We start from the raw sequence: 24,373 nt of genomic DNA, 5'->3' as shown, positions 1-24,373 counted from the left end.
GCTTTGCGGTTTTTCTCCCATCGGCAAAGGATTGATGCTAACCGTGTTCGAAATGCCCCGGCACTCAATCTCCGATAAGGTCACGCCATGAGCAATCCCAAGTACCTTCGGCCCAGCCGCGAAACATCGTCCTACGCCCAGTACATGAAAGAGTTTTACGACCGGGAAGTGACCACCCTGGACGTTGCTCAGCACATTGTGGCCGGTCCCGATTATGCCACGCTGCAAAGAATGGCCGGCAGCACGGTCGATTTCATCCTGAACGAACGGATGCGGCGCGGCTTCACCCGTCAGCCCAGCGAGCTGAAGGTGCTGGAAATCGGGTGCGGCGTCGGCCGGCTGATGGCGGGCTTCCGCAGCCGCGGGGTGGTGGGGATCGACGGCATCGACATCAATGAAAAGATGGTCGAATACGCCAGCCAGCTTCCCGAATTGTCGGAAAGCCGGTTCTTCGTGTCGTCGGGCGACGATCTGGGCGGTGCGCCGCACCAGCATTACGACCTGATCTATTCGAATCTGGTGTTCCAGCACATCTGCAACCGGCATGTGCGCATGAAGCTGCTGGAGCAGGCGCACAAGTGCCTGAACGAGAACGGCGTGATCGTGGTGCAGATGCACTATTACCCCACCACCCGGCGGGAAACCATTCCGCGCGGGCATGCCTACTGGACCGATTATCAGGTCTCGACCCTGACCAGCTCGTGCGCCGACGTGTTCCTGACGCCCGACGCGCTTCCCGATGCGCTGCAGGATTTCCGGGCGTTCTTCGCCGACGTGGGCTTCACCTTCGTCGAGTTCCCCGACATCGCCCAGCACGTCGAAGAGCATCCCAACTACAAGGGATGCCCCTGGGATCACGTGTTCATCAGCGCCAGCCGGCAGCCCAACCTGCACAAGGTGATCTACCGGCCCGAGTAAGGATCAAGACGCGGGCGGGGCCATTCCCTCAGCGGTCCCGCCCGCCATCGTCGTATCCCCGCGCCTCCAGCGCCGCGGTCAGGTCGTCGGCCATGGTCAGCACCTTGACCAGCAGCGGCACGAACAGCGACAGGATGTGGCGCTCCACCCCGCGGGCGCGCTGGGCCATGCGGATCTCGGCCATCTGTTCCCCCACCATGGGGATCAGCCGGATGGTCAGCGCCACCAGCAGGGCCGCTTTCTCCGGGTTGACGCCGATGGGGCGCAGCCGTTCGAACAGCCGCTCGAACAGATCCACCATGTCCGACACGCGGGTGGTCAGGGTGACCAGGGTGGCCAGCCACACCAGCACCCCGAAGCGCCCGGCCAGCAGCAGCCCCTGGTACCAGTCCACCCCGCCCAGCAGCGCCTGGGCCGAAAAGAACAGCAGCAGGATCACCAGCACCGGGCGCATCTGGCGGGCCACCGGCCTTGCCGGCAGCCGGGCGGCCCGCATCAGCCCCGCCCCCAGCGCCGCCGCCACCGCCAGCGGTCCCGGCCCCGGCAGCACCAGCACGAGGGCCGCCAGCAGCAGCAGCCCGCCCATCTTCACCGCCGCGGGTGCGGTGTGAACCGGGGATTCCCGGTGCAGGTACAGCCCCAGCATCTCAGCCGATCCGCGCGATATAGGCGGCGATGGCGGCGGCGGGGGTGTCGTCGGCGACGATGCGCCCCTCCTCCACCACCAGCACCCGGTCGAAGCCGTCCAGCAGATCCAGGTCGTGGGTGATGACGATGGCGCTCTGGGCCAGCCCGTCGATGACGCTGCGCACATGGCGGCGGTTGCGGCGGTCGAGCAGCGTGGTCGGTTCGTCGAACACCACATGGGCCGGATCGGTCACCAGCACCGCGGCGATGGCCAGAAGCTGCTTTTCCCCCCCGCTCAGCAGGTGGGCCGGGTGGTTGCGGTAGCGCTCCAGCCCATAGCGGGCCAGCACCGCGTCCACCCGCGCCGCCACCTCGGCCTTGGGCAGCCTGAAGGGCTTGAGGCCGAAGGCGAGATCCTCGGCCACCGTGGGGTAGACGATCTGCACGTCGGGGTTCTGGAACACGAAGCCCACCCGCCGCCGCACCGCCCGCCCGTCGCGGTCGGTGTCCAGCCCGTCCACCCGCACCGCACCCCGCGTGGGCACGATGAGGCCGTTGAGCATGCGGGCCAGCGTGCTCTTGCCCGATCCGTTGCTGCCGACGATGCCGATGCGCCGTTCGCTCAAGCTGGCGGTGATGCCGCGGAGCACCGGGCGTTCATCGTAGCCATACTCCACGCCGTCCAGTTCGATCATGCCTCTATCCCGCCAACAGAACCTTGCCCGTGCGCCCCGGCGCCTCCGCCGCGCGCACCGCCGCGGCGACGTCGTCCAGGGGGAAGCGGGCCGCCACCGGCAGCACCAGCGCCCCCGCCATGATCCGCCCGAACACCGCGGCGAACGCCGCCTGCCAATCGGCGGGCGTGACGCTGTCGGTCCAGGGACGCAGCCAGAAGCCGCGCACCGCCACCCCCCGCACCTGCGCTTCCCCGATGTCGGGGCGCAATAGTGTGCCCGACAGCAACCCATAGGACAGCACCCGCGCCCCCGGCGCCAGCAGCCGCACCAGATCGGCACCCGTGGTCCCGCCGATGGCGTCCAGCCCCAGCGCCGCCCCGGCCCCGCCGGTCAGGCCCATCACCACCGGGCCGGGATCGTCCACGGCCACGTTGACCACGGCGGCAGCGCCCAGCGCCAGCAGGTCGGCCACCGGCTCGGGCCGGCGGACCAGGGCCACCAGCCGGTAGCCGCGGTCGCGGCAGGTCTGGGCGGCGATGCGGCCGCAAGCCGAGGCGGCGGCGTTCGCCACCACCACAGGGCCAAACTGGTCAACAGGCCCTCTCCCCCCCGGGGAGAGGGTTGGGTGAGGGGGAATGGACGGTTCCAGGCCCGAGTCCACCGACAGCATGCGGTCAACGGAGATGGGGTTGATGTAGCTCTGTACCGCCGCACCGTCGTCCACCCCATCGGGCACCGGCACGGCCCAGGCGGCGGGGGATGTGACCTGTTCGGCCCAGGTGCCCGATCCCTTCAGCGGCAACACCCGCCGCCCGATCCACGCCGGATCGGTGCCCGGCCCCACGGCGGTCACCACGCCCACGGCCTCGAAACCGGGGATCAGTGGCAGGACGGTGTGGCGGGAATAGACCCCGCGCACGGTCAGCAGGTCGGACGGGTTGATGGTGCGGGCGGTCACCCGCACCAGAAGCTCACCCGGCCCCGGCTGGGGATCGGGGACGGTGGCGGCGGCCAGGACCTCCGCCGGTTCGCCGAAGCGTTCGCACAGAACCGCGCGCACCGCGGATCAGGCCGGGGTGGCGGCGGCGGTCTCGTCCTCCGGCTCCTCGCTGTTGGCGGGGTGGTCGATGCCGGGGGGCCAGGGGGCGATGCGGAAGTCGTGGCGCCCGTCGCCCAGCGCGGTCACGTCGTAATACAGCACCTCGTCGATGCTGTTGTCGGGCTTGTATGTGGCCACCCGCGGGTTGATCTGGGTGACGTCGGCGGGCTGGCCGAACCACGACGCGGCGATGATGATGGCATCGCCCGGCTGGCAGGTGCGGGCGGCGGCACCGTTCAGCACGCAGCAGTTGGAGCCGCGCTCGCCATAGATGACGTAGGTGCTGATGCGCGCCCCGGAATTGCGGTTCCAGATATCCACGAATTCCAGCGGCATGATCCCCACCGCCTCGCAATGTTCGGGATCGAGGGTGATGGAACCATGATAGTTCAGATTGGCGTCGGTGACGCGGATGCCATGCAGCTTGGCGCGGACGAACTGGATCACGGCGGTCACTCCTGAACGGGGGCGGGTTTCTTGGCCGCGAACACATGCTCGGGACCGGGGAAGCGGCGGTCGCGCACATCGCCGGCATAGGCCGACGCCGCCGCCGCAACCTGCGGCCCCAGCTCGGCGTAGCGTTTGACGAAGCGCGGCTTGAAGTCGGAGAACAGGCCCAGCAGGTCGTCGCTGACCAGCACCTGCCCGTCGCAGCGGGCCGAGGCGCCGATGCCGATCACCGGCACCCGCACGGCGGCGATCACCCGGTCGGCCAGCGGCTCCACCACGCCTTCCACCACGATGGAGAAGGCGCCGGCATCGGCGATGGCGCGGGCGTCGTCCACGATGGCGTCACCCTCGGCATCGCCGCGGCCACGGGCGCGGAACCCGCCCAGCGTGTTGACCGACTGCGGCGTCAGCCCCACGTGGCCCATCACCGGCACGCCGCGGCGCACCAGATAATCCACGGTTTCGGCCATTTCCGCCCCGCCTTCCAGCTTCACCGCCCCGCAGCCGGTCTCGGCCATCACGCGGGCGGCGTTGCGGAACGCCTGCTGCGGCGATTCCTGGTACGAGCCGAACGGCATGTCCACCACCACGATGGCCCGCGACGACCCGCGGACCACGGCGGCACCGTGGGCGATCATCATGTCCAGCGTGACGGGAAGCGTGCTGTCGAAGCCGTAGAGCACCATGCCCAGGCTGTCGCCCACCAACAGCAGATCCACATGGGGATCGAGCAGCTTGGCCATCGGTGCGGTGTAGGCGGTGAGGCAGACCACGGGGACAGAGCCCTTGCGCCCGGCGATGTCGGGGGCGGTGATCCGTTTGGTCAAGGCGGTGGCGCTCACGCGGGCGTCCCCCCATGTTCGATGAAACCCGAGCCGCGGCGGACAAGGTTTCCGGGTGCCGCGGTTCGCGGATAGATGCCTGACACGGGGCGCGGATGCAAGTCATTGCGCAGTGCACACGGTTTTACGACATCCTGTTTCCACCGCTGCCGGCGCCCCAGCCATGACGATTTGCCGCCCTGCCCCGCGTTGCGGGGGACGGAGGCGGGGCGTAACCTCAAACGTCACCGTGCATCAGACAGCACAGGTGCATCAGACAGCACAGAATGAATGAGGAGCCGATCCATGCGACGCATTCCTGTTCTTATGGCCGTGCTGGCCCTGCCCGCGTTTCTGGCCACCGGCTGCTCCCAGCAGTTGAACGCCGAAGACCGCGCCCTGCTGGTGCAGGCCCAGTCGGACGCCAAGGCCGCCCAGGTCGAGGCCGGCAAGGCCGCAGCCGCCGCTCAGGCCGCTGCCGCCGACGCCAGGGCCGCCAATGAAAAGGCCGAGCGCATGTTCTCCCGCGCCCAGCGCAAGACGTCGATGTGATGTAAGCAGGACCGTTGGGCTACCGCCCAAACCCGTTTGGGGGCTCAGCCTCCAAGCGGGGCCGGGGATGCCGCCCCGCGGATCAGCGCAGCACCGCCGCATTCCCCTCGTCGTCCACCGGCACCGGCACCGGCGCCGTTGGCACCTCCACCGGGGCCAGGATGCGCACGGGCAGGCCGTTGCGCGACTGGATCGCCTTGTCCACCGCGTCCCAGTCCACCCAATCCACCCGGTCACCCGCCGTGCGGGCCACCGTGGCCTTGACCTCGGCAGCATCGTCGATGGGGGTGAAGCGCCCGTGCTCCTCCATCTCCTCGGCCTGGGCGATGGTGGGATGGACTTCCAGATACAGGCCCCCCTGGTGCCAGCCCAGCTTGACCGGCTGGTCCACCACCTCCACCGGGGTGCCCGGCGGCACCTGGGCGAACAGGGTGGTGATGTCCTCGTTGAACAGGCGGAAACAGCCGTGGCTGACCCGGCGCCCGACGCCATAGGGCTTGACGGTGCCGTGGATGGCGATAGCCGTCCATCCCAGATCCAGGGCCAGCGGCCCCAGCGGGTTGTCGTCGCCCGGCGGGATGCTGGCCGGCAGGTCGGGGTTTTCCGCCCGCATACCGGCGGTCGGGGTCCAGGTGGGGTTGGTGCGCTTGCCCTTCACCACCGTGCGCCCGACGCGCACGTCCGCCCCCTCGGTCCCGATGCCGAGCGGGAAGCTCTGGGGCGGCTTATCCTTGGGCGGGAAGAAATAGAGCCGCTGGTCGGCCAGATTGATGAGAATCCCCCGCCGCAGCCCCGCCGGCAGCACATGGGCGGTGGGCAGCAGCACCAGGCTGTTGGGCGCCGGCAGCCACGGATCGACCGTGGGGTTGGCCAGCACCAGTTCGCTGTAGCCGATGCGGCGGGACACCGCGATGTCGGGCAGCGTGTCCTCGGGCTGGGTGAACATCACGTCGAACGGCGGGGTGCCGATCACATCGTCATCGGCCCGCGCGCCGCCGCCGGACAGAACCCCCAGCACCAGCAGAACCGCCCCCGCCCAGCGGCGGGCGGGGGCAGGACGGCAAAACTCACGCCCCTTCGGCGACGATCCGGTCATAGGCCGGCAGGGTGAGGAATTCCACGAAGTCATCACGGACCACCAGATCACGGAACAGATCCGCCGCCGCGGTGAACTGGCCCGCCGCGAAGCGCTCGGCTCCGGCCCGAGTCTTCCACGCCGCCAATTCTTCCGCAATCACCGAATCCACCAGGGCGGTGGTGACGGTGCGCCCGTCGTCCAGGGCCGCCCCGTGGTGCAGCCACTGCCACACCTGGGTGCGGCTGATCTCGGCGGTGGCGGCGTCCTCCATCAGGTTGAACAGCGGCACGCAGCCCTGGCCGCGCAGCCACGCCTCGATATAGCCGATGCCCACGGCCACGTTCTGGCGCAGCCCCGCCTCGGTCTTCGGCCCCGGCGGCACGGCCAGCAGATCGGCGGCGGCGACCGACACGTCGGCGCGCTTGCGGTGGATCTGGTTGGGGGTGGGCATCCGTTCGTCGAACACCGCCTTGGCCACCGGCACCAGCCCCGGATGGGCGACCCAGGTGCCGTCGTGGCCGTTCTTCGCCTCCCGCTCCTTGTCGGCGCGGACCTTGGCGAAGGCCGCCTCGTTGGCCGCCGGGTCGTCCTTGACGGGGATGAAGGCGGCCATGCCGCCGATGGCCGGCGCGCCGCGGCGGTGGCAGGTCTTGACCGCCAGCGTGCTGTAGGCGGTCAGGAAGGGGGCGGCCATGGTCACCTCCCCCCGGTCGGGCAGGACGGCGGACGGATCGGCGCGGAATTTCTTGATGAAGCTGAAGATGTAGTCCCAGCGTCCGCAGTTCAGGCCCGCCGAATGGTCGCGCAGTTCATAGAGGATCTCGTCCATCTCGAACGCGGCCAGGATGGTCTCGATCAGCACCGTGGCCTTGATGGTGCCGTGGCGCAGGCCGAGGTATTCCTCGGCCACCGTGAACACCTCCCGCCACAGCCGGGCCTCGAAATGGCTTTCCAGCTTCGGCAGGTAGAAATAGGGGCCGGAGCCGCGGGCCAGCAGTTCCTTGGCGTTGTGGAACACGAACAGCCCGAAATCGAACAGGGCACCCGAAATGGGCTGCCCGTCCATGGTCACGTGCCTTTCCACCAGATGCCAGCCGCGCGGGCGCACCGTCAGCACCGCCGTCTGCCCGTTCAGGCGATAGGATTTGCCGGTGGCGGGATCGTCATGGGCGATGGTGCGACGCACGGCGTCGAACAGGTTGACCTGCCCGTCCATCTGGTTGGTCCACGACGGGGTGGTCGCGTCCTCGAAATCGGCCATGAACACCTTGGCGCCGGAATTCAGCGCGTTGATGATCATCTTGCGGTCCACCGGCCCGGTGATTTCCACCCGGCGGTCCTGCAGGTCGGCGGGCAGCGGGGCGATGGTCCAGTCGGCATCGCGGATCGGCCGGGTGGTCTCCAGAAAGCCGGGCTTTTCCCCGGCGTCGATCAGGGCCTGGCGCTTCTGCCGCACGGCCAGCAGCCGTTCCCGCTCACCCCCGAAACGCCCCTCAAGCTCGGCAAGAAAGGCCAGCGCTTCCGGCGTCAGGATGGCGTCGTAGCCCGGATTGACCGGTCCCAGGATATCCAGACCGGAGATGCTGAGTGCCATCGCGCGTTCCCCTTGTGCTTCATTGGTTTACGCCCGGTGTACCACACCGCTCCGCACCGCGGCAAAGACCACCTTGCCGCATGGGGGAGCCGGGCACCGGACGATCACGGGGATGCGCGGGGCGGGCCGGCAAGGCACACGCTTTGATTTCCCACCCGGCCACCCTATAATTTCCATCAGCCGGATCGACCGATGAAGGGCGAAGGACATGGCGGGTGCCGTTTTGCTGGACATGACGCCTGAAAACGCCGAGGCGCAGTTGATCGGGGCCGGTGTCCAGCCGGGTGAGCGTGTCACCGTGATCGTGCACCGCCGCGTGACCACCCCCACGGATGCCAAACCCGATCCGCGGAAGCCGAGCCGGCTGGAAAAGCTTCGCGCGCTCAAAGGGGCTGGAGCGCGGCGTTACGGGCCGCTCAGCCAGGACCAGATCGACGCGGACATCCATGAGTTTCGCGGGGATGAATAGCGTCATCACGGCGGCGCGTAAGCTCTACGTCGATTCGAACGTCATCATCTGTTTCATCGAAGGCGATCAGGAAAGCCAGCGGCTCGCCGAAAAACTGTTCGAACAGGCCGAGATGGCAGGCATCGAACTCGTGACGAGTGAAATCGCCATCGGCGAATGCCTGTACGGGGCACACAAGCGGGGCCGGCACGATTCCGTCGCACGATTCGAGACCCTTTTCGAGGACGTCGCCCTTTTCCGCCTGATACCAATCGAGACGGAAACCGTGAAACAGGCCGCACGGCTTGGGGCGGCTTGTGGAATGAAGCTCATTGACGCGATCCATGTGGCATCCGCCATCGGTGCCGAATGCGATGCTCTCGTGACCAACGACCGCGGCATCAAACCGACCGAAGCGTTGCGGGTGGTTCAACTCCCCGACGTGTGATGGCGCAACACGGCTGACGGCAGCCTATTCGGCCCGCTTGCGCCGCGGGGCCGGCTCCGCCCGCGCCAGGGGGTGATGTTCCTCCACCACCTGCCGCAGCCGTTCGTTGGCGACGTGGGTGTAGATCTGGGTGGTGGCGATGTCGGCGTGGCCCAGCATCTTCTGCACCGCCCGCAGATCGGCGCCGTGGTCCAAGAGATGGGTGGCGAAGGCGTGGCGCAGCACGTGGGGGCTGACCTTTTCATGGTCGATGCCGGCCTCGGTCGCCAGTTCCTTCAGCAACTGGGCGAAGCGCTGGCGGGTCAGGTGCCCGGCGTCGGAACTGCGCGAGGGGAACAGGAACGGTTCCTGCTTCGCCATCCGCCCCGGCACCAGAAACGCCCCGCGCAGGGGCAGATACGCCGCCAGCGCATCGCGCGCCGGATCGGACAGCGGCACCAGCCGTTCCTTCCCCCCCTTGCCGCGCACCAGCAGTCCGCGCCCGTCGCGCAGAATGGCGGTCAGCGGCAGCCCCACCAGTTCCGACACGCGCAGGCCCGAGGCGTAGAGCACCTCCAGCAGCGCCACCAGCCGCAGCCCGTCGGGGCCGCCGCGGCGCCGGGCGGTGTCGATCAGCCGCTCCACCTCCCCCTCGCTCAGCACCTTGGGCAGCGGGCGGCCCTGGCGCGGGCTGTCGAGGGCGGAGGAGGGGTCGTCCAGCCGCCGCCCCTCCGCCACCAGGAAGCGGTAGAACTGGCGCAGTGCCGACAACCGGCGGGCCAGGGTGCGGGGGGCTGCCGGCGACGGCCCGTCCTCCCCCCCGCCGCCATGGACGGCCAGATGGGCGAGATAGCCGCGGATATCCTCGGTGCCGGCGGTGTCCAGCGTGACGCCGCGGCCCGTCAGCCACTGGCCGGCGTCGATCAGGTCGCGGGCATAGGCATCGCGGGTGTTGTCCGCCGCCCCCCGTTCGGCCACCAGCATGTCGAGAAAGGCGTCCACATGGGCCGGCAGCGGGGCCGGGGCGGCCTTGCGCGGGCGTCCGCGGCGGGCCTTGACGGGGGCGGCGTTGGTCATGGGTCAGCGCACCTGTGCCGCCGCCGCTTCGCGGGCCAGGGCCAGGGCGTCGGCGGACAGCCCCACCGCGTTCAGGGCCGACACCACCCGCGCCATGGCCGGCAGCGGTGTCGCCGCCGGGCCGTTCCGCCCCATGATCTGCAACGCCGCCAGCACCACCGCCCCCTGCCGTCCATCCGCCGCCGCCGCGTCCAGCCGCTCGAACGCCTCCCCCGCCGGGGGCGGAGGGGGCGGCAGGCGGTCGCGCACCTCCGGCGCCACATCGGCCCCGGTGGCGGCCAGCAGGGCCACCGTCCCGGCGGCCCGCTCGGCGGCGGCCTCGTCGGCACCGCCGCCCATCACCGTTTCCAGCCACGGCCCGCCCCACGAACGGGTGTCGATGGACGCGCCCATGATGGCGGCCAGCGGGCGCATCCGTGGCCCCGCCGTGCGCCCGGCCAGATCCAGCCACCGCCGCGCCGCGTCCAACCGCCCCTGGGACAGGTACACCCGCACCGCCCCCGGCGCGATGGCCGCCGAGTCGGCGCCGGGGTTGGCGGTGTCGAGCATGGTGGCCGTCACCGTCCCCACCGCCCCGGCCAGCATGGGCGGGTCCAACTGGTTCAGCATCAGGTTCATCATCGCCACCCGGCGGTTGCCGGCCATGGCCCCCATCAGCCCCTGGGTCACCAGGGCGCGCATGCGCGGGCTGCGCTCCTTGCGCGCCGCGGCCTCCAGCCGGCCCATCTCCTCGGCCTGAGCCGGCACGGCGGCATAGGCGGCGGACAGGCTCTTGACGTCGAGAAAGCCGGACTGGGCCGCCCGCTCCGCCGCGGCGACCCGCAGCAGGGGGTCGGTGGCGATGTTGCGCGCCGCCACCGCCAGACGGGCCGGGCCCAAGGTCTTCAGGGTTTCCAGCGGCACCGGCACCCCCAGCGCCCCCATCATCGCCAGCGTGATGACCGCCGGGTCGTGGGGCGCCGCCGTCAGGGCCGGGGCCGGGCCGGTGATGCGGGGCGTGGTGTCGGCCTCGTCCCCGGCGCCGGTGTCGGGCGGGGGGGCCGCGGGCGTGCCCGCCGCCATGGCCTCGGCCAGGCGCAGGCCCAGCGCATCGTTGCCGCCCTTGTCCTGGAGCATGGACAGCGCCATCGCCGCCCCCGCCCGGTCACCGGCCAGGGAACGGCAATAGACCTCCACCCGGCGCCAATAGACGGTCTTGAAGCCCTTGTCGAAGTCCAGCGCCCCGGAGCAGTCGGGGCTGCCGGCGACGAAGCCGGCGTCCACCACCGCACGCGCCGTGGCCTCGTCGTCCAGGGCGCCGGGGATGCGTCCGGCCAGCGCCCGGGCGGCGGCGGGGTCGCCCAGGGCCGCCAGGGTTTCCACCCGCACGGCGCCGAACCGGCGGGCGGGCATCACCTCCCCCTCCGGCACGGCGGGCGGGGCGGCTTCGGCCAGCAGCAGGCGGCGGAACAGGGCGCGGGACGCGGGCGACGGGCTGCCCACCGGCACGCGGGAGAGCTGGGCCATGGCCTCCCCCCGCGACAGGCCGGACCACAGCAGCGGCGACAGCCCCCCCTCCCCCGGCGGGATCAGGCCCAGCCCGTCGGGTTCGGGGGCGCCCAGGGGGGCGGCGCTGACCGCGCCCGGCCTGATGTAGGCGGCCCCCGGCGGGGCGGTGGGGTAGAGGTCGGACACCGGCTCGTCCACCCGCGGCGGGGCCGGATCGGCGCCCGGCCCCCCCGGCACCGGAGCCGGCGCGGGCGCGGTCGGGCGTAGCAGCAGCAGCGGCGCCGGCCCGGCCACCGGCGGCGGCGGAGACGGAGGGGGCGGAAACGGAGGAGGCGTGAGAGACTGGGGCGCCGGGGCTTGAGGAGCCGGCGCCGGCTCCGGCGGAACAAGGGGCGACGGGACGATCACCGTCGGCACCCCCGGTGCCGCCCCCAGACCGGGGGGCGGGGTCAGCCGGATGGGACCATCGGCGGCCCATGCGGCGGCCGCCCAAACGGCCCCCCACAGGGGGGCTGCGGCCAGCACGGCCCCGCTGACGGCGGCACGCCCCAGCCGCGGCAGCCGGCCATCGCCGCGCCGCCGCCGGGACGGGACCGGATCAGCGGGGGAAGCGGTCATCCGGCAGAACCTTTTCCACCGTCTTGGACGGGGCCGGCAGATCCCACGCCGCCAGCACGGCCATGCCGCCCACCAGCACCAGCAGGATCAGGACGATCAGAACGGAAAAAACCCGGCTCATGGCTTGCTCGATCACTCTTTGAAAACGATTGAGGGCGCGAGATGACGAAAGGATTACGGCAGGAATTGGGACAAGGCGTCAATTCATGCTAAGACAGCCCCTGTCCCAGCCGTTCACCCGGCCGCTCCGCCCGTCCGGGCAGCGCCGCGCAGTCTAGCTGACGCCGGAGCCGCAACGCAATAAGCCCAGCGGAGGGCAAGGCCAACGGGAAACGGTGCCGGGATTGGGAGAGAGGCCGTCTTTACGTCAGGAGTTGTGCGTTCCATGTCCGCCCCGTCCGCATCCCTGGCCCCCGCCGCCGCCCCGCCGCCGTTCCTGCCGAAACGGACGGTGGTTCTGGTCGGGCTGATGGGGGCGGGCAAAAGCGCCATCGGCCGCCGGCTGGCCAACCGTCTGGGCCTGCCCTTCATCGACGCGGACACCGAGATCGAGGCGGCGGCGGGCTGCACCATCGAAGAGATCTTCGCCCGCGACGGGGAGGCGGCGTTCCGCACCGCCGAGCGGCGGATCATCGCCCGGCTGCTGACCGAACAGCCGGTGCACGTGCTGGCCACCGGCGGCGGCGCCTTCATGGACCCGGCCACCCGCGCGCTGATCCGCGACAAGGGGCTGTCGGTGTGGCTGAAGGCCGATCTCGACATCCTGCTGGCCCGCACCGCCCGGCGCACCCACCGGCCCCTGCTGAGGAACGGCGACCCGCGCGCCATCCTCCAGCGGCTGATCGACGTGCGCTATCCCGTCTATGCCGAGGCGGACCTGACGGTGGTCAGCGACGACCATCCCCCCGACTACACGGTGGACCGGGTGATGGAGGCCATCGCCCCCCATTCCGCCGTCCCCAGCTTGTGAAGGATCACCGTTCCATGACCGACACCGTGCGCGTCGAGCTTGGCCCGCGCAGCTACGACATCCTGGTGGGCGACGGCCTGCTGGCGGAAGCCGGGGCCCGCATCGCCGCCGTCACCGGCCGCCGCGCCCCCATCATCGTCACCGATTCGGAGGTGGCGCCCCGCCACCTGCCCACGCTGCTCGCATCGCTGGAGCAGGCCGGGATCGCGTCCGCCGACCCCATCATCCTGCCGGCGGGTGAAAAGACCAAGGACTTCGCCCATCTGGCCGATCTGATGGACGCCATCCTCGGGCGCGGCATCGAACGGTCGGCCACGCTGGTGGCGCTGGGCGGCGGGGTGGTGGGCGACATCACCGGATTCGCCGCGTCCATCGCGCTGCGCGGCATCGATTTCATCCAGATCCCCACCACGCTTCTGTCGCAGGTGGACAGTTCGGTCGGCGGCAAGACCGGCATCAACACCCGCCAGGGCAAGAATCTGGTGGGCAGCTTCTACCAGCCCAAGCTGGTGATCGCCGACACCGCCACGCTCGGCACCCTGCCCCAGCGCCACGTGCTGGCCGGGTACGCCGAGGTGGCGAAGTACGGGCTGATCCGCCTGCCCGCCTTCTTCGCGTGGCTGGAGGAGAACGGGTCCAAGGTGATCGACGGCGACAGCGCCGCCCGCCGCCACGCGGTGCGGGTGAGCTGCCAGGCCAAGGCCGACATCGTGGGCGCGGACGAACGGGAAAGCGGCGACCGCGCGCTGCTCAACCTGGGCCACACCTTCGGCCACGCGCTGGAGGCGGCGACCGGCTTCAGCGACACCCTGCTGCACGGCGAGGCGGTGGCCATCGGCATGGTCATGGCCTTCGACCTGTCGGCGCGGTTGGGGCTGTGCCCGGCCACCGACGCGGCGCGGGCGCGGGCCCATCTCCAGGCCGTGGGCCTGCCGGTCAGCCCCGCCGACATCCCCGGCGTCGCCTGGGACGTGAACGAGCTGCTGGGCCACATGGCCAAGGACAAGAAGGTCAAGGACGGGCGCATCACCTTCGTCCTGGCCCGCGCGCTGGGCGACGCCTTCACCCTGCGCAACGTGGCCGGCGAGCTGGTGCGCGCCTTGCTGGTGGATTCTCTCAAGGCATGAAGTCCTGCGGTTGAGAAAACCGCGATTCCCGCCTTGCGCGCTCAGCCATCGCACCGCACACTGCGGGAATGGTGAACGGTCCGTCCGCTCACCATTCCCGTGGCGACACCTTTTGCGGAGGATGACGATGCCCGCGCGCACACTGATTCCCGACGTGATTTCCGGTCAGCACCTGACCTGCCTGCCGCCCACCGCAACCGTCCGCGACGCCGTGCTGGTCATGGCCGAGCGGCGCATTTCCGCCGTGCTGGTCACCGAAGACGAACGGTTGTCCGGCATCTTCACCGAACGCGATCTGGCGGTGAAGGTGGTGGCCGCCGGGCTGGACGCCGGCACCACGCCGCTGTCGGCGGTGATGACCGCCGGCCCCGACACCCTGCCCCCCGACGCCTCGGCGCAGGACGCGCTGGACCTGATGGAAAGCCGGCGTTACCGCCACCTGCCGGTGGTGGCGGCGGATGGGACCGTGGCCGGCATCGTGTCGATCCGCGACCTGTTCGCCATCGTCCGCGCCCATCTGGAGGACGAGATCAAGGACCGCGAGGCGTTCATGTTCGGCAGCCATTATTCGGTGGATTCCCCCACCGCCTGACCGCTCCCGGCCGCTGAACGGCCCAACCATCGGGACGGCATACCAACCGTGCGGCGGGGCCGGGTTGACCGGCTCCGTTCCCGACCTATTATACGGCTCCGCATCTCGCATTTGCGAAGGGTCACCCATGCCGCTGCCGTCCCCCGCACCGCGCACCCACATCCACGCCCGCACCGTCCGCCTGGACGGCTACCGCCGCGCCGATGGGCTGTGGGACATCGAGGGCCACCTGACCGACGTGAAGTCCTATGGCTTCGACACCGAGCAGCGGGGACACATCGAGCCGGGCGACCCCATCCACGATCTGTGGATCCGGGTCACCATCGACGACCATTTCACCATCCACGCGGTGGACGCGGCGACGGTCAAGGCACCCTTTACCACCTGCGGCGGCATCCTGCCCAATTTCCAGCGGCTGGTCGGGCTGACCATCGGACGCGGCTGGACCCGCGCGGTCAAGGAACGGGTGGGCGGCACCGAGGGATGCACCCATCTGGCCGAGATCATGGGGCCGGTGGCGACCACCGCCTTCCAGACCATTTATCCTCTGCTGGCCCGTGAAAAGGCCGAACGCGCCAAGGCCGAAGGGCGCCCCGTGCGCTACAAGGGCCGCCCGCCGCTGTTGGACATGTGCCACATGTTCCGCAGCGACGGCGATCTGGTGCGCCGCCATTGGCCCGACCATTACACCGGCGGGGTGCAGGCCGATCCCCCCAGCAACGACCGGGATGCCCGCCAGGCCGCGGCGGAATGACCGCGGCGGACCAGCGGGCGGCCACGTTCAGGGAACCGAAAAGGGGGCGGAAACGCCCCCTTTCCTTTTGGATCGCCACGGGGCGCCTGACACGCATGCACAGCCGGAACGGCGTCTTTGGCCCTTACGCGTACGATGAATTCTTATTTTCACAAAAAAATCGGAACGGCTGCAAACAATCAAGACTCTATATCACATAAAGTGTGCTGTCCTATGATTGAAACAATCAAAGCCTCTATATTTCTTTTTCAGCCTCGCGTTTCTTTTTTGTCTTTTTTGGCGCGGAGCCATTTTGTAGCAGCCCGCACCCTTGATCGGTACCTTTGTACCGCTATCATTGCCCCGGGTGCTGGGAAAGGGGCAGTTTATGTCGAACCTGAAGCTGATTACGAAAATCTCGATCGTGCTGGCTATGATGTCGGTGCTGACTCTGGCCACCAACCTGTTTGCCCTGGGGCAGATGGGGCACATCAACACGGAATACACCACGCTCATCGACAACGATGCCGAGGCGGTGGTCCAGGCGTCGCGGGCAAACCGCAATCTGGTCGCCATCGGGCGCCAGACCTACAAGCTGATCGTCCAAGAGGACGATGTGCGGATGCAGCAGGCGGTGGAAGCGATTGAAAAGAACCATCGGGCCATCCTGGAACAGTTCCAGGCCGCCCGTCAGGCATCACCGCGGTGGGGGGAGGATCTTTCCCGCATCGAACGCCGGCTGCCCGACCTGATGGCCGCCTATTCCGAGATCAAGCCGCTGGCGCTGAAGAACCAGAACGCCGCCGCGATCGCCATCCTCAACGCCCGCTTCGATCCCCAGATCGACCAGATGCGCGACGACATGACCGATCTGGTCACCCGCATCAAGGCGGGAATGGACAAGGGGGCGGACGAGGCCACGGCCACCTATGGTTCGGCCTACACCGCGACGCTGGCGGCGTCGCTGGGGGGCATCCTGCTGATCGGCGGCTTCGCCTTGTGGATGATCGTCAGCGGCGTCACCCGTCCCATCGCCGGCATCACCGAGGCCATGCGCGCCGTGGCCGGCGGGCAACTGGACACCGATGTCCCCGGCCTGGGCCGCCGGGACGAGGTGGGCCTGCTGGCCGACACCCTCAGCACCTTCAAGGCCAACGCCCAGGAAAACCGCCGCCTCCAGGCCGACATGGCCGAACAGGAAAAACGGGCCACCGAAGAGCGGCGCCGCTCCCTGCACGCCCTGGCCGACCGGTTCGAGGCCAGCGTCAAGGGCGTGGTGACCCAGGTGGCCACCGCCGCCGGCGAGATGCAGTCCAACGCCCAGAACCTGTCGGCCATCGCCCAGCAGAGCCAGACCCAGGCCACCGCCGTCGCCGCCTCCACCGAGGAGACCGCCGTCAACGTCCAGACCGTCGCCTCCTCGGCGGAAGAGATGACCTCCTCCATCGGCGAGATCACCCGCCAGGTCAACCAGTCCGCCGACATCGCCCGCCGCGCCGCCGACACCGCGCGGGCCACCAACGCCAGCATCCAGACCCTGGCCGACGAGGCCAAGGCCATCGGCGACGTGGTCCAGCTCATCAACAACATCGCCAGCCAGACCAACCTGCTGGCGCTGAACGCCACCATCGAGGCCGCCCGCGCGGGCGAGGCCGGCAAGGGCTTCGCCGTCGTCGCCTCGGAGGTCAAGAGCCTCGCCAACCAGACCGCCAAGGCCACCGAGGACATCTCCCAGCGCATCGCCGCCATCCAGCAGGCCACCGGCGGCGCCGTGGACGCCACCCTGGAGATCACCCGCACCATCGGCGAGATCAACGAGATTTCCACCGCCATCGCCGCCGCGGTGGAGGAACAGGACGCCGCCACCCGCGAGATCGCCCGCAACGTCCAGCAGGCCGCCATCGGCACGCAGGAGATTTCCAGCAACATCCTCGGCGTCCAGCAGGCCGCCCAGAGCACAGGATCGTCCGCCGGCCACGTGCTCTCCGCCTCCGGCACCCTGTCGGACCAGTCACGCCGCCTGCAGGACGAGGTCGAGCGCTTTATCCAGACCGTCCGCGCCGGTTAACCCAGGAAACTGCCGCCATCGGGAGGCCCCCCCCTTCCCGATGGCGGCCCGGCAACGGCGCCCCACCCGGGGGGATGCCTGTGAACGCAAGAGAAGAAAAACCAAACAATAAAACACCTTCACGAATCACAAATGATTTTCATTAACAACAGGATCCCGCCGCGCCACATTGTATAGACACTGCACAATAACGATTGACAAGCACGCCCATCAAAATATTCGTGCACATATTTTCATTGAATGATTCCGGTGCTTCCTTTGAAAATTCCGCGCCTCATATAACTTTATGCTGGGTTATATTCTTGATTGATACGTAAGTATGGTTATGATTGCCCCCCAGAATAAAGAGGGGGCAAACCATGTCGAACCTGAAGCTGATCGCAAAAATTGCGCTCGTGCTGGCCGTGATGGCCGGCCTGACGCTGCTGACCAACCTGTTCGCCCTGGGCCAGATGGGGCACATCAACACGGAATACGCCACCCTCATCGAGCAGGACGCCGAGGCAGTGGTCCACGCGGCAGCGGCGATCCGCACGGTCACCGGCATCGGGCGCCAGACCTACAAGCTGATCGCCCAGGACGAGGAAGCGCGGATGCAGCAGGCCGTGCAGGCGATCGAGAAGAACATCGGCATTTTCCCCCAGCAGCTTCAGGCCGCCCGTCAGGCATCCCCCCGCTGGAGCGGCGAGATGAACCGCTTCGCACAGCAGTTCACCGCCCTGATGGCCGTCTATGAAGAGATCAAGCCGCTGGCGCTGAAAAACCAGAACGCCGCCGCGATCGCCATCCTCAACGCCCGCTTCGATCCCCAGCTCGATCAGGTGCGCGACGACATGACCAATCTGGTGGAGCGCATCAAGGCGGGAATGGACAAGGGGGCGGACGAGGCCACGGCCACTTATGCGTCGGCCTACACCGCGACGCTGGTGGCATCGCTGGGCGGCATCCTGGTGATCGGCGGCCTCGCCCTGTGGATGATCGTCAGCGGCGTCACCCGTCCCATCGCCGGCATCACCGAGGCCATGCGCGCCGTGGCCGGCGGGCGGCTGGACACCGATGTCCCCGGCCTGGGCCGCCGGGACGAGGTGGGCCTGCTGGCCGACACCCTCAGCACCTTCAAGGCCAACGCCCAGGAAAACCGCCGCCTCCAGGCCGACATGGCCGAACAGGAAAAGCGGGCCACCGAAGAGCGCCGCCGCTCCCTCCACGCCCTGGCCGACCGGTTCGAGGCCAGCGTCAAGGGCGTGGTGACCCAGGTGGCCACCGCCGCCGGCGAGATGCAGTCCAACGCCCAGAACCTGTCGGCCATCGCCCAGCAGAGCCAGACCCAGGCCACCGCCGTCGCCGCCTCCACCGAGGAGACCGCCGTCAACGTCCAGACCGTCGCCTCCTCGGCGGAAGAGATGACCTCCTCCATCGGCGAGATCACCCGCCAGGTCAACCAGTCCGCCGACATCGCCCGCCGCGCCGCCGACACCGCGCGGGCCACCAACGCCAGCATCCAGACCCTGGCCGACGAGGCCAAGGCCATCGGCGACGTGGTCCAGCTCATCAACAACATCGCCAGCCAGACCAACCTGCTGGCGCTGAACGCCACCATCGAGGCCGCCCGCGCGGGCGAGGCCGGCAAGGGCTTCGCCGTCGTCGCCTCGGAGGTCAAGAGCCTCGCCAACCAGACCGCCAAGGCCACCGAGGACATCTCCCAGCGCATCGCCGCCATCCAGCAGGCCACCGGCGGCGCCGTGGACGCCACCCTGGAGATCACCCGCACCATCGGCGAGATCAACGAGATTTCCACCGCCATCGCCGCCGCGGTGGAGGAACAGGACGCCGCCACCCGCGAGATCGCCCGCAACGTCCAGCAGGCCGCCATCGGCACGCAGGAGATTTCCAGCAACATCCTCGGCGTCCAGCAGGCCGCCCAGAGCACAGGATCGTCCGCCGGCCACGTGCTCTCCGCCTCCGGCACCCTGTCGGACCAGTCACGCCGCCTGCAGGACGAGGTCGAGCGCTTCATCCAGACCGTCCGCGCCGGTTAAGCGCGAGCGGGGTGCAACGCAAAAGGGGAGCCGGAAAGGCTCCCCTTCGTTTTACGTCCATCGGACGCAGGCGATACAGGCGGCGTAGATGATGCGGAGGGAAACAGCCCCCGCAGCCGAAAGCGGGGTCAGGAGAAATCGACCGGCGTGGCCCCGCCCGCCGACGACGCCGACAGGCGCGGTTCCCCCTCGCCATCGGGGTCATGGTCGTCACGGTTGGCCGGGGGCAGGTCGAACGGCGTTCCCGCGAACGGATCGCCCAGACCATGACCGGCACGCTGGTGCCCTTCGTCGGTGCAGGCCCGGCGGTAATAGGCGGCGATGAACACCCGCACCGCCGACGTCAGCGTCACTTCCGAATCGGCCGCGCCGCGGATTTCCTGCTGACGGTTCAGCCGCTCCTTGATCAGGCCGCACAGATCGTGGATCGTCAGCCGTTCGCGGCGCGCGATATCCTCCAGCGCGTCCCACATGGACGGCTCCAGACGCATGCTGGTCCGGTGGCTGCCGATCATGATGTTCTGGCTTTTCAGCCCGGCCACCCCCAGAACGGGTTCGGAAGCCTTCTTCTTTGGCCCACGCTTCGCCATGCGCTGCCCTTTCCCCCTACGCCATGGGCCGAAAACGCTTTGACGCGCCCCGGCACCCTTACCTTGGTTGCATAAAAGATACTCTACTAAATAACGCACGAAAAGCAACCCACCCCGCACATCGGCGGATGATATTGGGGCAATATTTCTTGATTTGGTTGAATGCAAACGTATGCATTTCCGATGCCCCCGCCTTATTCTTGCCCAGAACTTTTTGGGTGCGGGGGCACACCCGCATGGCGGGATGATCAGATGCGCGCCGCTTCCTCCGGCGTGCGGGTGGTGAGCGCCAGGGCATGGACCCGCTCGGCCATTTCCGCGTGCAGCAGATCGTAAACCATCCGCTGGCGCTCCACCCGCGTCCGGCCGGCAAAGGCCGCGGCGACCACGGTCAGGGTGAAATGGGTTTCCCCCTCGGGATGCGCGCCGCCGTGGCCGGCGTGGCGGTGGGATTCGTCCACCAGATCGATCCGCTCGGGCGACAGGCCCTGGATCAGCTTGCTGCGGATTCGCTCGGCGTAGGTCATGGCAATCATCCTGTGGTCGCGCGGAGAGGCGTGGTGGAAAGCAGAACGATGCGGCACGCCGCTGTCAAGCCGGCGGATGGGGGGAGTGCGCATGCCAGCACCCGCTTGCCAGCGGCAAGGCGCCCCCCCATACTTGCCCGATGCACAGCCACCGCCGCACATCCCGCCCCCTGTACGACGAGCCGCCGCGCGCCCACACCCGGTGCTGCGACCATCCGGGCTGCGAACAGGCGGGGGAATACCGCGCGCCCAAATCCCGGTCCCAGCTCAACGACTATTACTGGTTCTGCCTGAACCATGTGCGCGATTACAACAAATCCTGGGACTATTACGCCGGCATGAGCACCGCCGAGATCGAGCGGGAAATGCGCCAGGACACCACGTGGCAGCGCCCGTCCTGGCCGCTGGGCAAATGGGCCACCCAGGACCGTTTCCTGCGCGACCGGGTGGTCAAGGGCTTCGGCTTCGAATTCGGGCGCGAGAGCGCCGGTGCCGCCGACGGCGAGGCGGAGACCCGCCGCCGCGCCGCCCCCACCCCGGAGATGGAGGCGCTGGCGGTGCTGAACCTGACGCCGCCGGTGGATTTCGCCCGCATCAAGGCCCGCTACCGCGAGCTTGCCAAGCAGCACCACCCCGACATCAACGGCGGCACCCGCGAGGCGGAAGAGAAGCTGAAAGAAATCAATCACGCCTACAACACGCTCAAAGCCTGCTATGGTGTCTGAGCATTCGGACAAATCGCTGAAACGAAACGACCCCCTCATGCCCCCCCAAGGAACCTCGACGGCCACCTCGGCCCTGTTCGATCACGTGCCGGACACCACCGTTTCCGTGCGCCAGACCTTCGGCATCGACTCGGACCTGATGGTCCCGGCCTTCAGCCAGCGCACCGAGCATGTGCCCGACGTGGACGAGGCGTACCGCTTCGACCATGACACCACGCTGGCCATCCTGGCCGGCTTCGCCCACAACCGGCGCGTCATGGTCCAGGGCTATCACGGCACCGGCAAATCCACCCACATCGAACAGGTGGCCGCCCGTCTCAACTGGCCCTGCATCCGCGTCAACCTGGACAGCCACATCAGCCGCATCGACCTGATGGGCAAGGACGCCATCGTGCTGCGCGACGGCATGCAGGTGACCGAATACCGCGAGGGCATCCTGCCCTGGGCTTTGCAGCATGCCTGCGCCCTGGTGTTCGACGAATACGACGCGGGCCGCCCCGACGTGATGTTCGTCATCCAGCGCGTGCTGGAGGTGGAAGGCAAGCTGACGCTGCTGGACCAGAACCGCGTGATCCGCCCGCACCCGGCGTTCCGCCTGTTCGCCACCGCCAACACGGTGGGGCTGGGCGACACCACCGGCCTGTACCACGGCACCCAGCAGATCAACCAGGGCCAGATGGACCGCTGGAACATCGTGGCGACCCTGAACTACCTGCCCCACGACGCCGAGGTTGCGATCGTTCTGGCCAAGATGCCGGGGTATGAGTCGGCCGAGGGCAAGCAGACGGTCGCCAACATGGTGCGTCTGGCCGACCTGACCCGCCAGGGTTTCATCAACGGCGACGTGTCCACGGTGATGAGCCCGCGCACGGTGCTGACCTGGGCCGAGAACGCGCGGATCTTCAACGATCTGGCCTTCGCCTTCCGCATCACCTTCCTCAACAAGTGCGACGAGGTGGAGCGGGCGACCGTGGCCGAATACTACCAGCGCTGCTTCGGCAAGGAACTGCCCGAAACCGGCGTCCGGGTCAACCTGGTCTGAGGCCCCTGCCCTCAACCTCTCCCGGCATGGGGAGACGGTTGAGGGCCGCCCGCAGCGCGCCCCGTTTCTCAAAGTCCTTTGCCCTCCGCCTTCTCACCCGCACCGGGAGAGGGGAAAAGGGCATCGCCACCGACCACCGAGCCTGAAACCCATCATGTCCGACCGCGACTCCCCCACCGAGACCTTCAAGCGTTCCACCACCGCCACCATCCGGGCGCTGGCGGGGCGGGAGGACGTGCAGGTGGTGTTCTCCAACGAGCCGCCGGGGCTGACCGGGCTGCGCGCCCGCGTGCCCACCCCGCCGCGGGACATGAACCCCCACGACGTGGCGCTGATGCGCGGGGCGGCGGACGCCGTGGCCCTGCGGGTGCGGTTCCACAGCGCCGCCGTCCATGCCCAGCGCCTGCCGCTGGGCGACACCGCGCGCGCCGCCTATGACGCGCTGGAACAGGCCCGGTGCGAGGCGCTGGGGGCGCAGGCCATGAGCGGCGTCGCCGCCAACCTCGCCACCACCCTCAACGAGCGCTACCACCGGCTGGGCTGGGAAACCATCACCGACCGCGACGCCGTGCCCCTGGCCGAAGCGCTGCGGGTGCTGGCGCGTCAGGCCATGACCGGGGCCGAGCCGCCGCCCGCCGCCGCGTCCGCCGTGGACCTGTGGCGCCCGTGGATCGAGGCCAAGCTGGGCCATGGGATGGATGCCCTGGCCTCGACCATGCGCGACCAGGACGCCTATGCCCGCGCCGTCCGCCGCCTGCTGGCCGATCTGGAGATGGAGGCGGAGGAACCGCCCACCGAGCCGGAGAAGGAAGAGGACGACAGCGGCCCCACCAACGAGAACCAGCCGCAGCAGACCGACGGCCAGTCGCAAAGCGACAGCACCCCCGACAGCCAGGCCGACAGCCAGATGACGCAGGAGTCGGACTCCGGCGACAGCGGCGAGGGTGGTGACGACGGCACCGACGAGGGCGACGGCGAAATGGGCGAGGGCGAAGGGGCGGAGGAACCCGCCGGCCCCGGCAAGCCCGCCCGCCCCGACCCGCGCCGCAACGAACCCGACCCCCACGCCTACCGCGTCTACACCACCCAGTTCGACGAGGTGGTGGACGCCGCCGAGCTGTGCGACGCCCAGGAACTGGACCGGCTGCGCCACATGCTGGACCAGCAGCTCCAGCACCTCCAAGGCGTGATCTCCAAGCTGGCCAACCGGCTCCAGCGCCGGCTGATGGCCAAGCAGCAGCGCACCTGGGAATTCGACCTGGAGGAAGGGCTGCTGGACGCCGCCCGCCTGTCGCGGGTGGTCATCAATCCCGTCGTGCCCCTGTCGTTCAAGCGGGAGAAGGAAACCAATTTCCGCGACACGGTGGTGACGCTGCTGATCGACAACTCCGGCTCCATGCGCGGGCGCCCCATCTCCATCGCCGCCATGAGCGCCGACATCCTGGCCCGCACCCTGGAGCGCTGTGCCGTGAAGGTGGAGATCCTGGGCTTCACCACCCGTGCGTGGAAGGGCGGGCAGGCCCGCGAACGCTGGCTGGCCGACGGCAAGCAGCCCAATCCGGGCCGGCTCAACGACCTGCGCCACATCATCTACAAGGCCGCCGACCAGCCGTGGCGCCGGGCGCGCAAGAATCTGGGCCTGATGCTGCGCGAAGGCATCCTGAAGGAGAACATCGACGGCGAGGCGCTGATGTGGGCGCACAGCCGCCTGCTGGCCCGCCCCGAACAGCGCCGCATCCTGATGGTGGTCTCCGACGGCGCGCCGGTGGACGATTCCACCCTGTCGGTCAATTCCGGCAGCTATCTGGAACGCCACCTGCGCCAGGTGATCGACGAGATCGAAACCCGGTCGCCCGTGGAACTGGTCGCCATCGGCATCGGCCACGACGTCACCCGCTATTACCGCCGCGCGGTCACCATCGTGGATGCGGAGCAGTTGGGCGGCACCGTCATGAACAAGCTGGCCGAGCTGTTCGACGAGGACGACCGCCGCGGCTGGCGGCGGTGACGGGACCGGGCTGACGCCCGCGAAGGGCGCCCCGCCCTTCGCACATCCCGGTCAAGGGCCGGTCGGCCCTTGGAACCC

General features: G+C 69.0%; 25 protein-coding genes. 13 read left to right on the top strand and 12 right to left on the bottom strand.

Annotated elements, in window-relative coordinates:
- Positions 1-87: 87 nt before the first annotated feature.
- Positions 88-918: a class I SAM-dependent methyltransferase gene (locus M2352_RS05640; protein ID WP_264663522.1), complete on the top strand. Its 831-nt coding sequence runs from the start codon at positions 88-90 to the stop codon at positions 916-918.
- A 28-nt stretch (positions 919-946) separates the two neighbouring features.
- Here M2352_RS05640 and M2352_RS05635 read toward each other — a convergent pair whose 3' ends face one another.
- Genes M2352_RS05635 through panB form a run of 5 tightly spaced genes read right to left on the bottom strand, consistent with a single transcriptional unit; the run spans position 947 to position 4,613 of the window.
- Positions 947-1,564, bottom strand: coding sequence for an energy-coupling factor transporter transmembrane component T family protein (locus M2352_RS05635; protein WP_264663521.1), 618 nt, complete (start codon positions 1,562-1,564; stop codon positions 947-949).
- 1 nt (position 1,565) lies between these two features.
- Positions 1,566-2,240, bottom strand: coding sequence for an energy-coupling factor ABC transporter ATP-binding protein (locus M2352_RS05630; protein ID WP_264663520.1), 675 nt, complete (start codon positions 2,238-2,240; stop codon positions 1,566-1,568).
- A 4-nt stretch (positions 2,241-2,244) separates the two neighbouring features.
- Positions 2,245-3,282: a zinc-dependent alcohol dehydrogenase family protein gene (locus M2352_RS05625; protein WP_264663519.1), complete on the bottom strand. Its 1,038-nt coding sequence runs from the start codon at positions 3,280-3,282 to the stop codon at positions 2,245-2,247.
- Positions 3,283-3,288: 6 nt separating this feature from the next.
- Entirely contained in the window at positions 3,289-3,768 is a 480-nt protein-coding gene (panD, locus tag M2352_RS05620; RefSeq protein ID WP_319802022.1) for an aspartate 1-decarboxylase, read from the bottom strand.
- A 5-nt stretch (positions 3,769-3,773) separates the two neighbouring features.
- Positions 3,774-4,613, bottom strand: coding sequence for a 3-methyl-2-oxobutanoate hydroxymethyltransferase (gene panB, locus M2352_RS05615; protein WP_264663518.1), 840 nt, complete (start codon positions 4,611-4,613; stop codon positions 3,774-3,776).
- Between the two features lie 285 nt (positions 4,614-4,898).
- Here panB and M2352_RS05610 point away from each other — a divergent pair, with 285 nt between their 5' ends.
- A complete protein-coding gene (locus M2352_RS05610; RefSeq protein ID WP_264663517.1) occupies positions 4,899-5,144 on the top strand; it encodes an alanine-zipper protein in 246 nt (81 codons plus the stop codon).
- An 82-nt stretch (positions 5,145-5,226) separates the two neighbouring features.
- On the opposite strand, the gene M2352_RS05605 is transcribed toward M2352_RS05610, so the two are convergent.
- Entirely contained in the window at positions 5,227-6,240 is a 1,014-nt protein-coding gene (locus M2352_RS05605; protein ID WP_264663516.1) for a L,D-transpeptidase family protein, read from the bottom strand.
- The gene (gene aceB, locus M2352_RS05600) at positions 6,212-7,816 is read right to left on the bottom strand and encodes a malate synthase A (protein WP_264663515.1); all 1,605 of its coding nucleotides are present in this window, start codon (positions 7,814-7,816) and stop codon (positions 6,212-6,214) included. The genes M2352_RS05605 and aceB overlap by 29 nt, the downstream gene beginning before the upstream one ends.
- 208 nt (positions 7,817-8,024) lie before the next feature.
- Between aceB and M2352_RS05595 the strand changes: the two genes are divergently transcribed.
- Together M2352_RS05595 and M2352_RS05590 are read left to right on the top strand one after the other, a co-directional pair.
- Positions 8,025-8,285, top strand: a complete 261-nt coding sequence (locus tag M2352_RS05595; protein WP_264663514.1) for a hypothetical protein — start codon at positions 8,025-8,027, stop codon at positions 8,283-8,285.
- Positions 8,278-8,712: a type II toxin-antitoxin system VapC family toxin gene (locus M2352_RS05590; RefSeq protein WP_264663513.1), complete on the top strand. Its 435-nt coding sequence runs from the start codon at positions 8,278-8,280 to the stop codon at positions 8,710-8,712. The genes M2352_RS05595 and M2352_RS05590 overlap by 8 nt, the downstream gene beginning before the upstream one ends.
- 24 nt (positions 8,713-8,736) lie before the next feature.
- Here M2352_RS05590 and xerD read toward each other — a convergent pair whose 3' ends face one another.
- From xerD to M2352_RS05575, 3 genes are read right to left on the bottom strand one after another with little or no spacing between them, the layout of a single operon-like run.
- Positions 8,737-9,768, bottom strand: a complete 1,032-nt coding sequence (xerD, locus tag M2352_RS05585; protein WP_264663512.1) for a site-specific tyrosine recombinase XerD — start codon at positions 9,766-9,768, stop codon at positions 8,737-8,739.
- A gap of 3 nt (positions 9,769-9,771) precedes the next feature.
- Entirely contained in the window at positions 9,772-11,874 is a 2,103-nt protein-coding gene (locus tag M2352_RS05580) for a hypothetical protein (protein ID WP_264663511.1), read from the bottom strand.
- Positions 11,855-11,995: a hypothetical protein gene (locus M2352_RS05575; RefSeq protein ID WP_264663510.1), complete on the bottom strand. Its 141-nt coding sequence runs from the start codon at positions 11,993-11,995 to the stop codon at positions 11,855-11,857. Before M2352_RS05575 ends, M2352_RS05580 begins: the two co-directional genes overlap by 20 nt.
- Positions 11,996-12,259: 264 nt before the next feature.
- Here M2352_RS05575 and M2352_RS05570 point away from each other — a divergent pair, with 264 nt between their 5' ends.
- The 6 genes from M2352_RS05570 (at position 12,260) to M2352_RS05545 (ending at position 19,403) form a co-directional block, all read left to right on the top strand.
- Positions 12,260-12,844: a shikimate kinase gene (locus tag M2352_RS05570; protein WP_264663509.1), complete on the top strand. Its 585-nt coding sequence runs from the start codon at positions 12,260-12,262 to the stop codon at positions 12,842-12,844.
- Between the two features lie 14 nt (positions 12,845-12,858).
- Positions 12,859-13,971 carry a 3-dehydroquinate synthase gene (gene aroB, locus M2352_RS05565; RefSeq protein WP_264663508.1) on the top strand — a complete coding sequence of 371 codons (1,113 nt, stop codon included), beginning with the start codon at positions 12,859-12,861 and terminating at the stop codon, positions 13,969-13,971.
- A 127-nt stretch (positions 13,972-14,098) separates the two neighbouring features.
- Positions 14,099-14,563 carry a CBS domain-containing protein gene (locus tag M2352_RS05560; RefSeq protein WP_264663507.1) on the top strand — a complete coding sequence of 155 codons (465 nt, stop codon included), beginning with the start codon at positions 14,099-14,101 and terminating at the stop codon, positions 14,561-14,563.
- A 127-nt stretch (positions 14,564-14,690) separates the two neighbouring features.
- Positions 14,691-15,317, top strand: a complete 627-nt coding sequence (locus M2352_RS05555) for a DUF2889 domain-containing protein (protein WP_264663506.1) — start codon at positions 14,691-14,693, stop codon at positions 15,315-15,317.
- 367 nt (positions 15,318-15,684) lie between these two features.
- Positions 15,685-17,364, top strand: a complete 1,680-nt coding sequence (locus M2352_RS05550; RefSeq protein ID WP_264663505.1) for a methyl-accepting chemotaxis protein — start codon at positions 15,685-15,687, stop codon at positions 17,362-17,364.
- A gap of 359 nt (positions 17,365-17,723) precedes the next feature.
- On the top strand, positions 17,724-19,403 hold the full coding sequence (locus M2352_RS05545; RefSeq protein ID WP_264663504.1) for a methyl-accepting chemotaxis protein: 1,680 nt from the start codon (positions 17,724-17,726) through the stop codon (positions 19,401-19,403).
- A 128-nt stretch (positions 19,404-19,531) separates the two neighbouring features.
- Here the strand turns inward: M2352_RS05545 and M2352_RS05540 are convergent, their stop codons facing one another.
- Together M2352_RS05540 and M2352_RS05535 are read right to left on the bottom strand one after the other, a co-directional pair.
- Positions 19,532-19,993 carry a ribbon-helix-helix domain-containing protein gene (locus M2352_RS05540; RefSeq protein WP_264663503.1) on the bottom strand — a complete coding sequence of 154 codons (462 nt, stop codon included), beginning with the start codon at positions 19,991-19,993 and terminating at the stop codon, positions 19,532-19,534.
- A gap of 248 nt (positions 19,994-20,241) precedes the next feature.
- Positions 20,242-20,520 (bottom strand): BolA family protein, encoded by a 279-nt coding sequence (locus M2352_RS05535; RefSeq protein ID WP_264663502.1) that lies wholly within the window; start codon positions 20,518-20,520, stop codon positions 20,242-20,244.
- Between the two features lie 140 nt (positions 20,521-20,660).
- On the opposite strand from M2352_RS05535, the gene M2352_RS26480 reads away from it, so the two are divergent.
- The 3 genes from M2352_RS26480 (at position 20,661) to cobT (ending at position 24,295) form a co-directional block, all read left to right on the top strand.
- Positions 20,661-21,245 carry a J domain-containing protein gene (locus tag M2352_RS26480; RefSeq protein ID WP_319802021.1) on the top strand — a complete coding sequence of 195 codons (585 nt, stop codon included), beginning with the start codon at positions 20,661-20,663 and terminating at the stop codon, positions 21,243-21,245.
- 37 nt (positions 21,246-21,282) lie between these two features.
- Complete coding sequence (gene cobS / locus M2352_RS05525; protein ID WP_264663501.1) at positions 21,283-22,287, top strand: cobaltochelatase subunit CobS; 1,005 nt, start codon at positions 21,283-21,285, stop codon at positions 22,285-22,287.
- Positions 22,288-22,441: 154 nt separating this feature from the next.
- Positions 22,442-24,295, top strand: a complete 1,854-nt coding sequence (gene cobT, locus M2352_RS05520) for a cobaltochelatase subunit CobT (RefSeq protein WP_264663500.1) — start codon at positions 22,442-22,444, stop codon at positions 24,293-24,295.
- Positions 24,296-24,373: the final 78 nt, after the last annotated feature.

Source organism: Azospirillum fermentarium (assembly GCF_025961205.1).
GTDB lineage: Bacteria > Pseudomonadota > Alphaproteobacteria > Azospirillales > Azospirillaceae > Azospirillum > Azospirillum fermentarium.
Note: the sequence above shows the minus strand (reverse complement) of the source record. Positions and strands in the feature narration are given on the sequence as shown.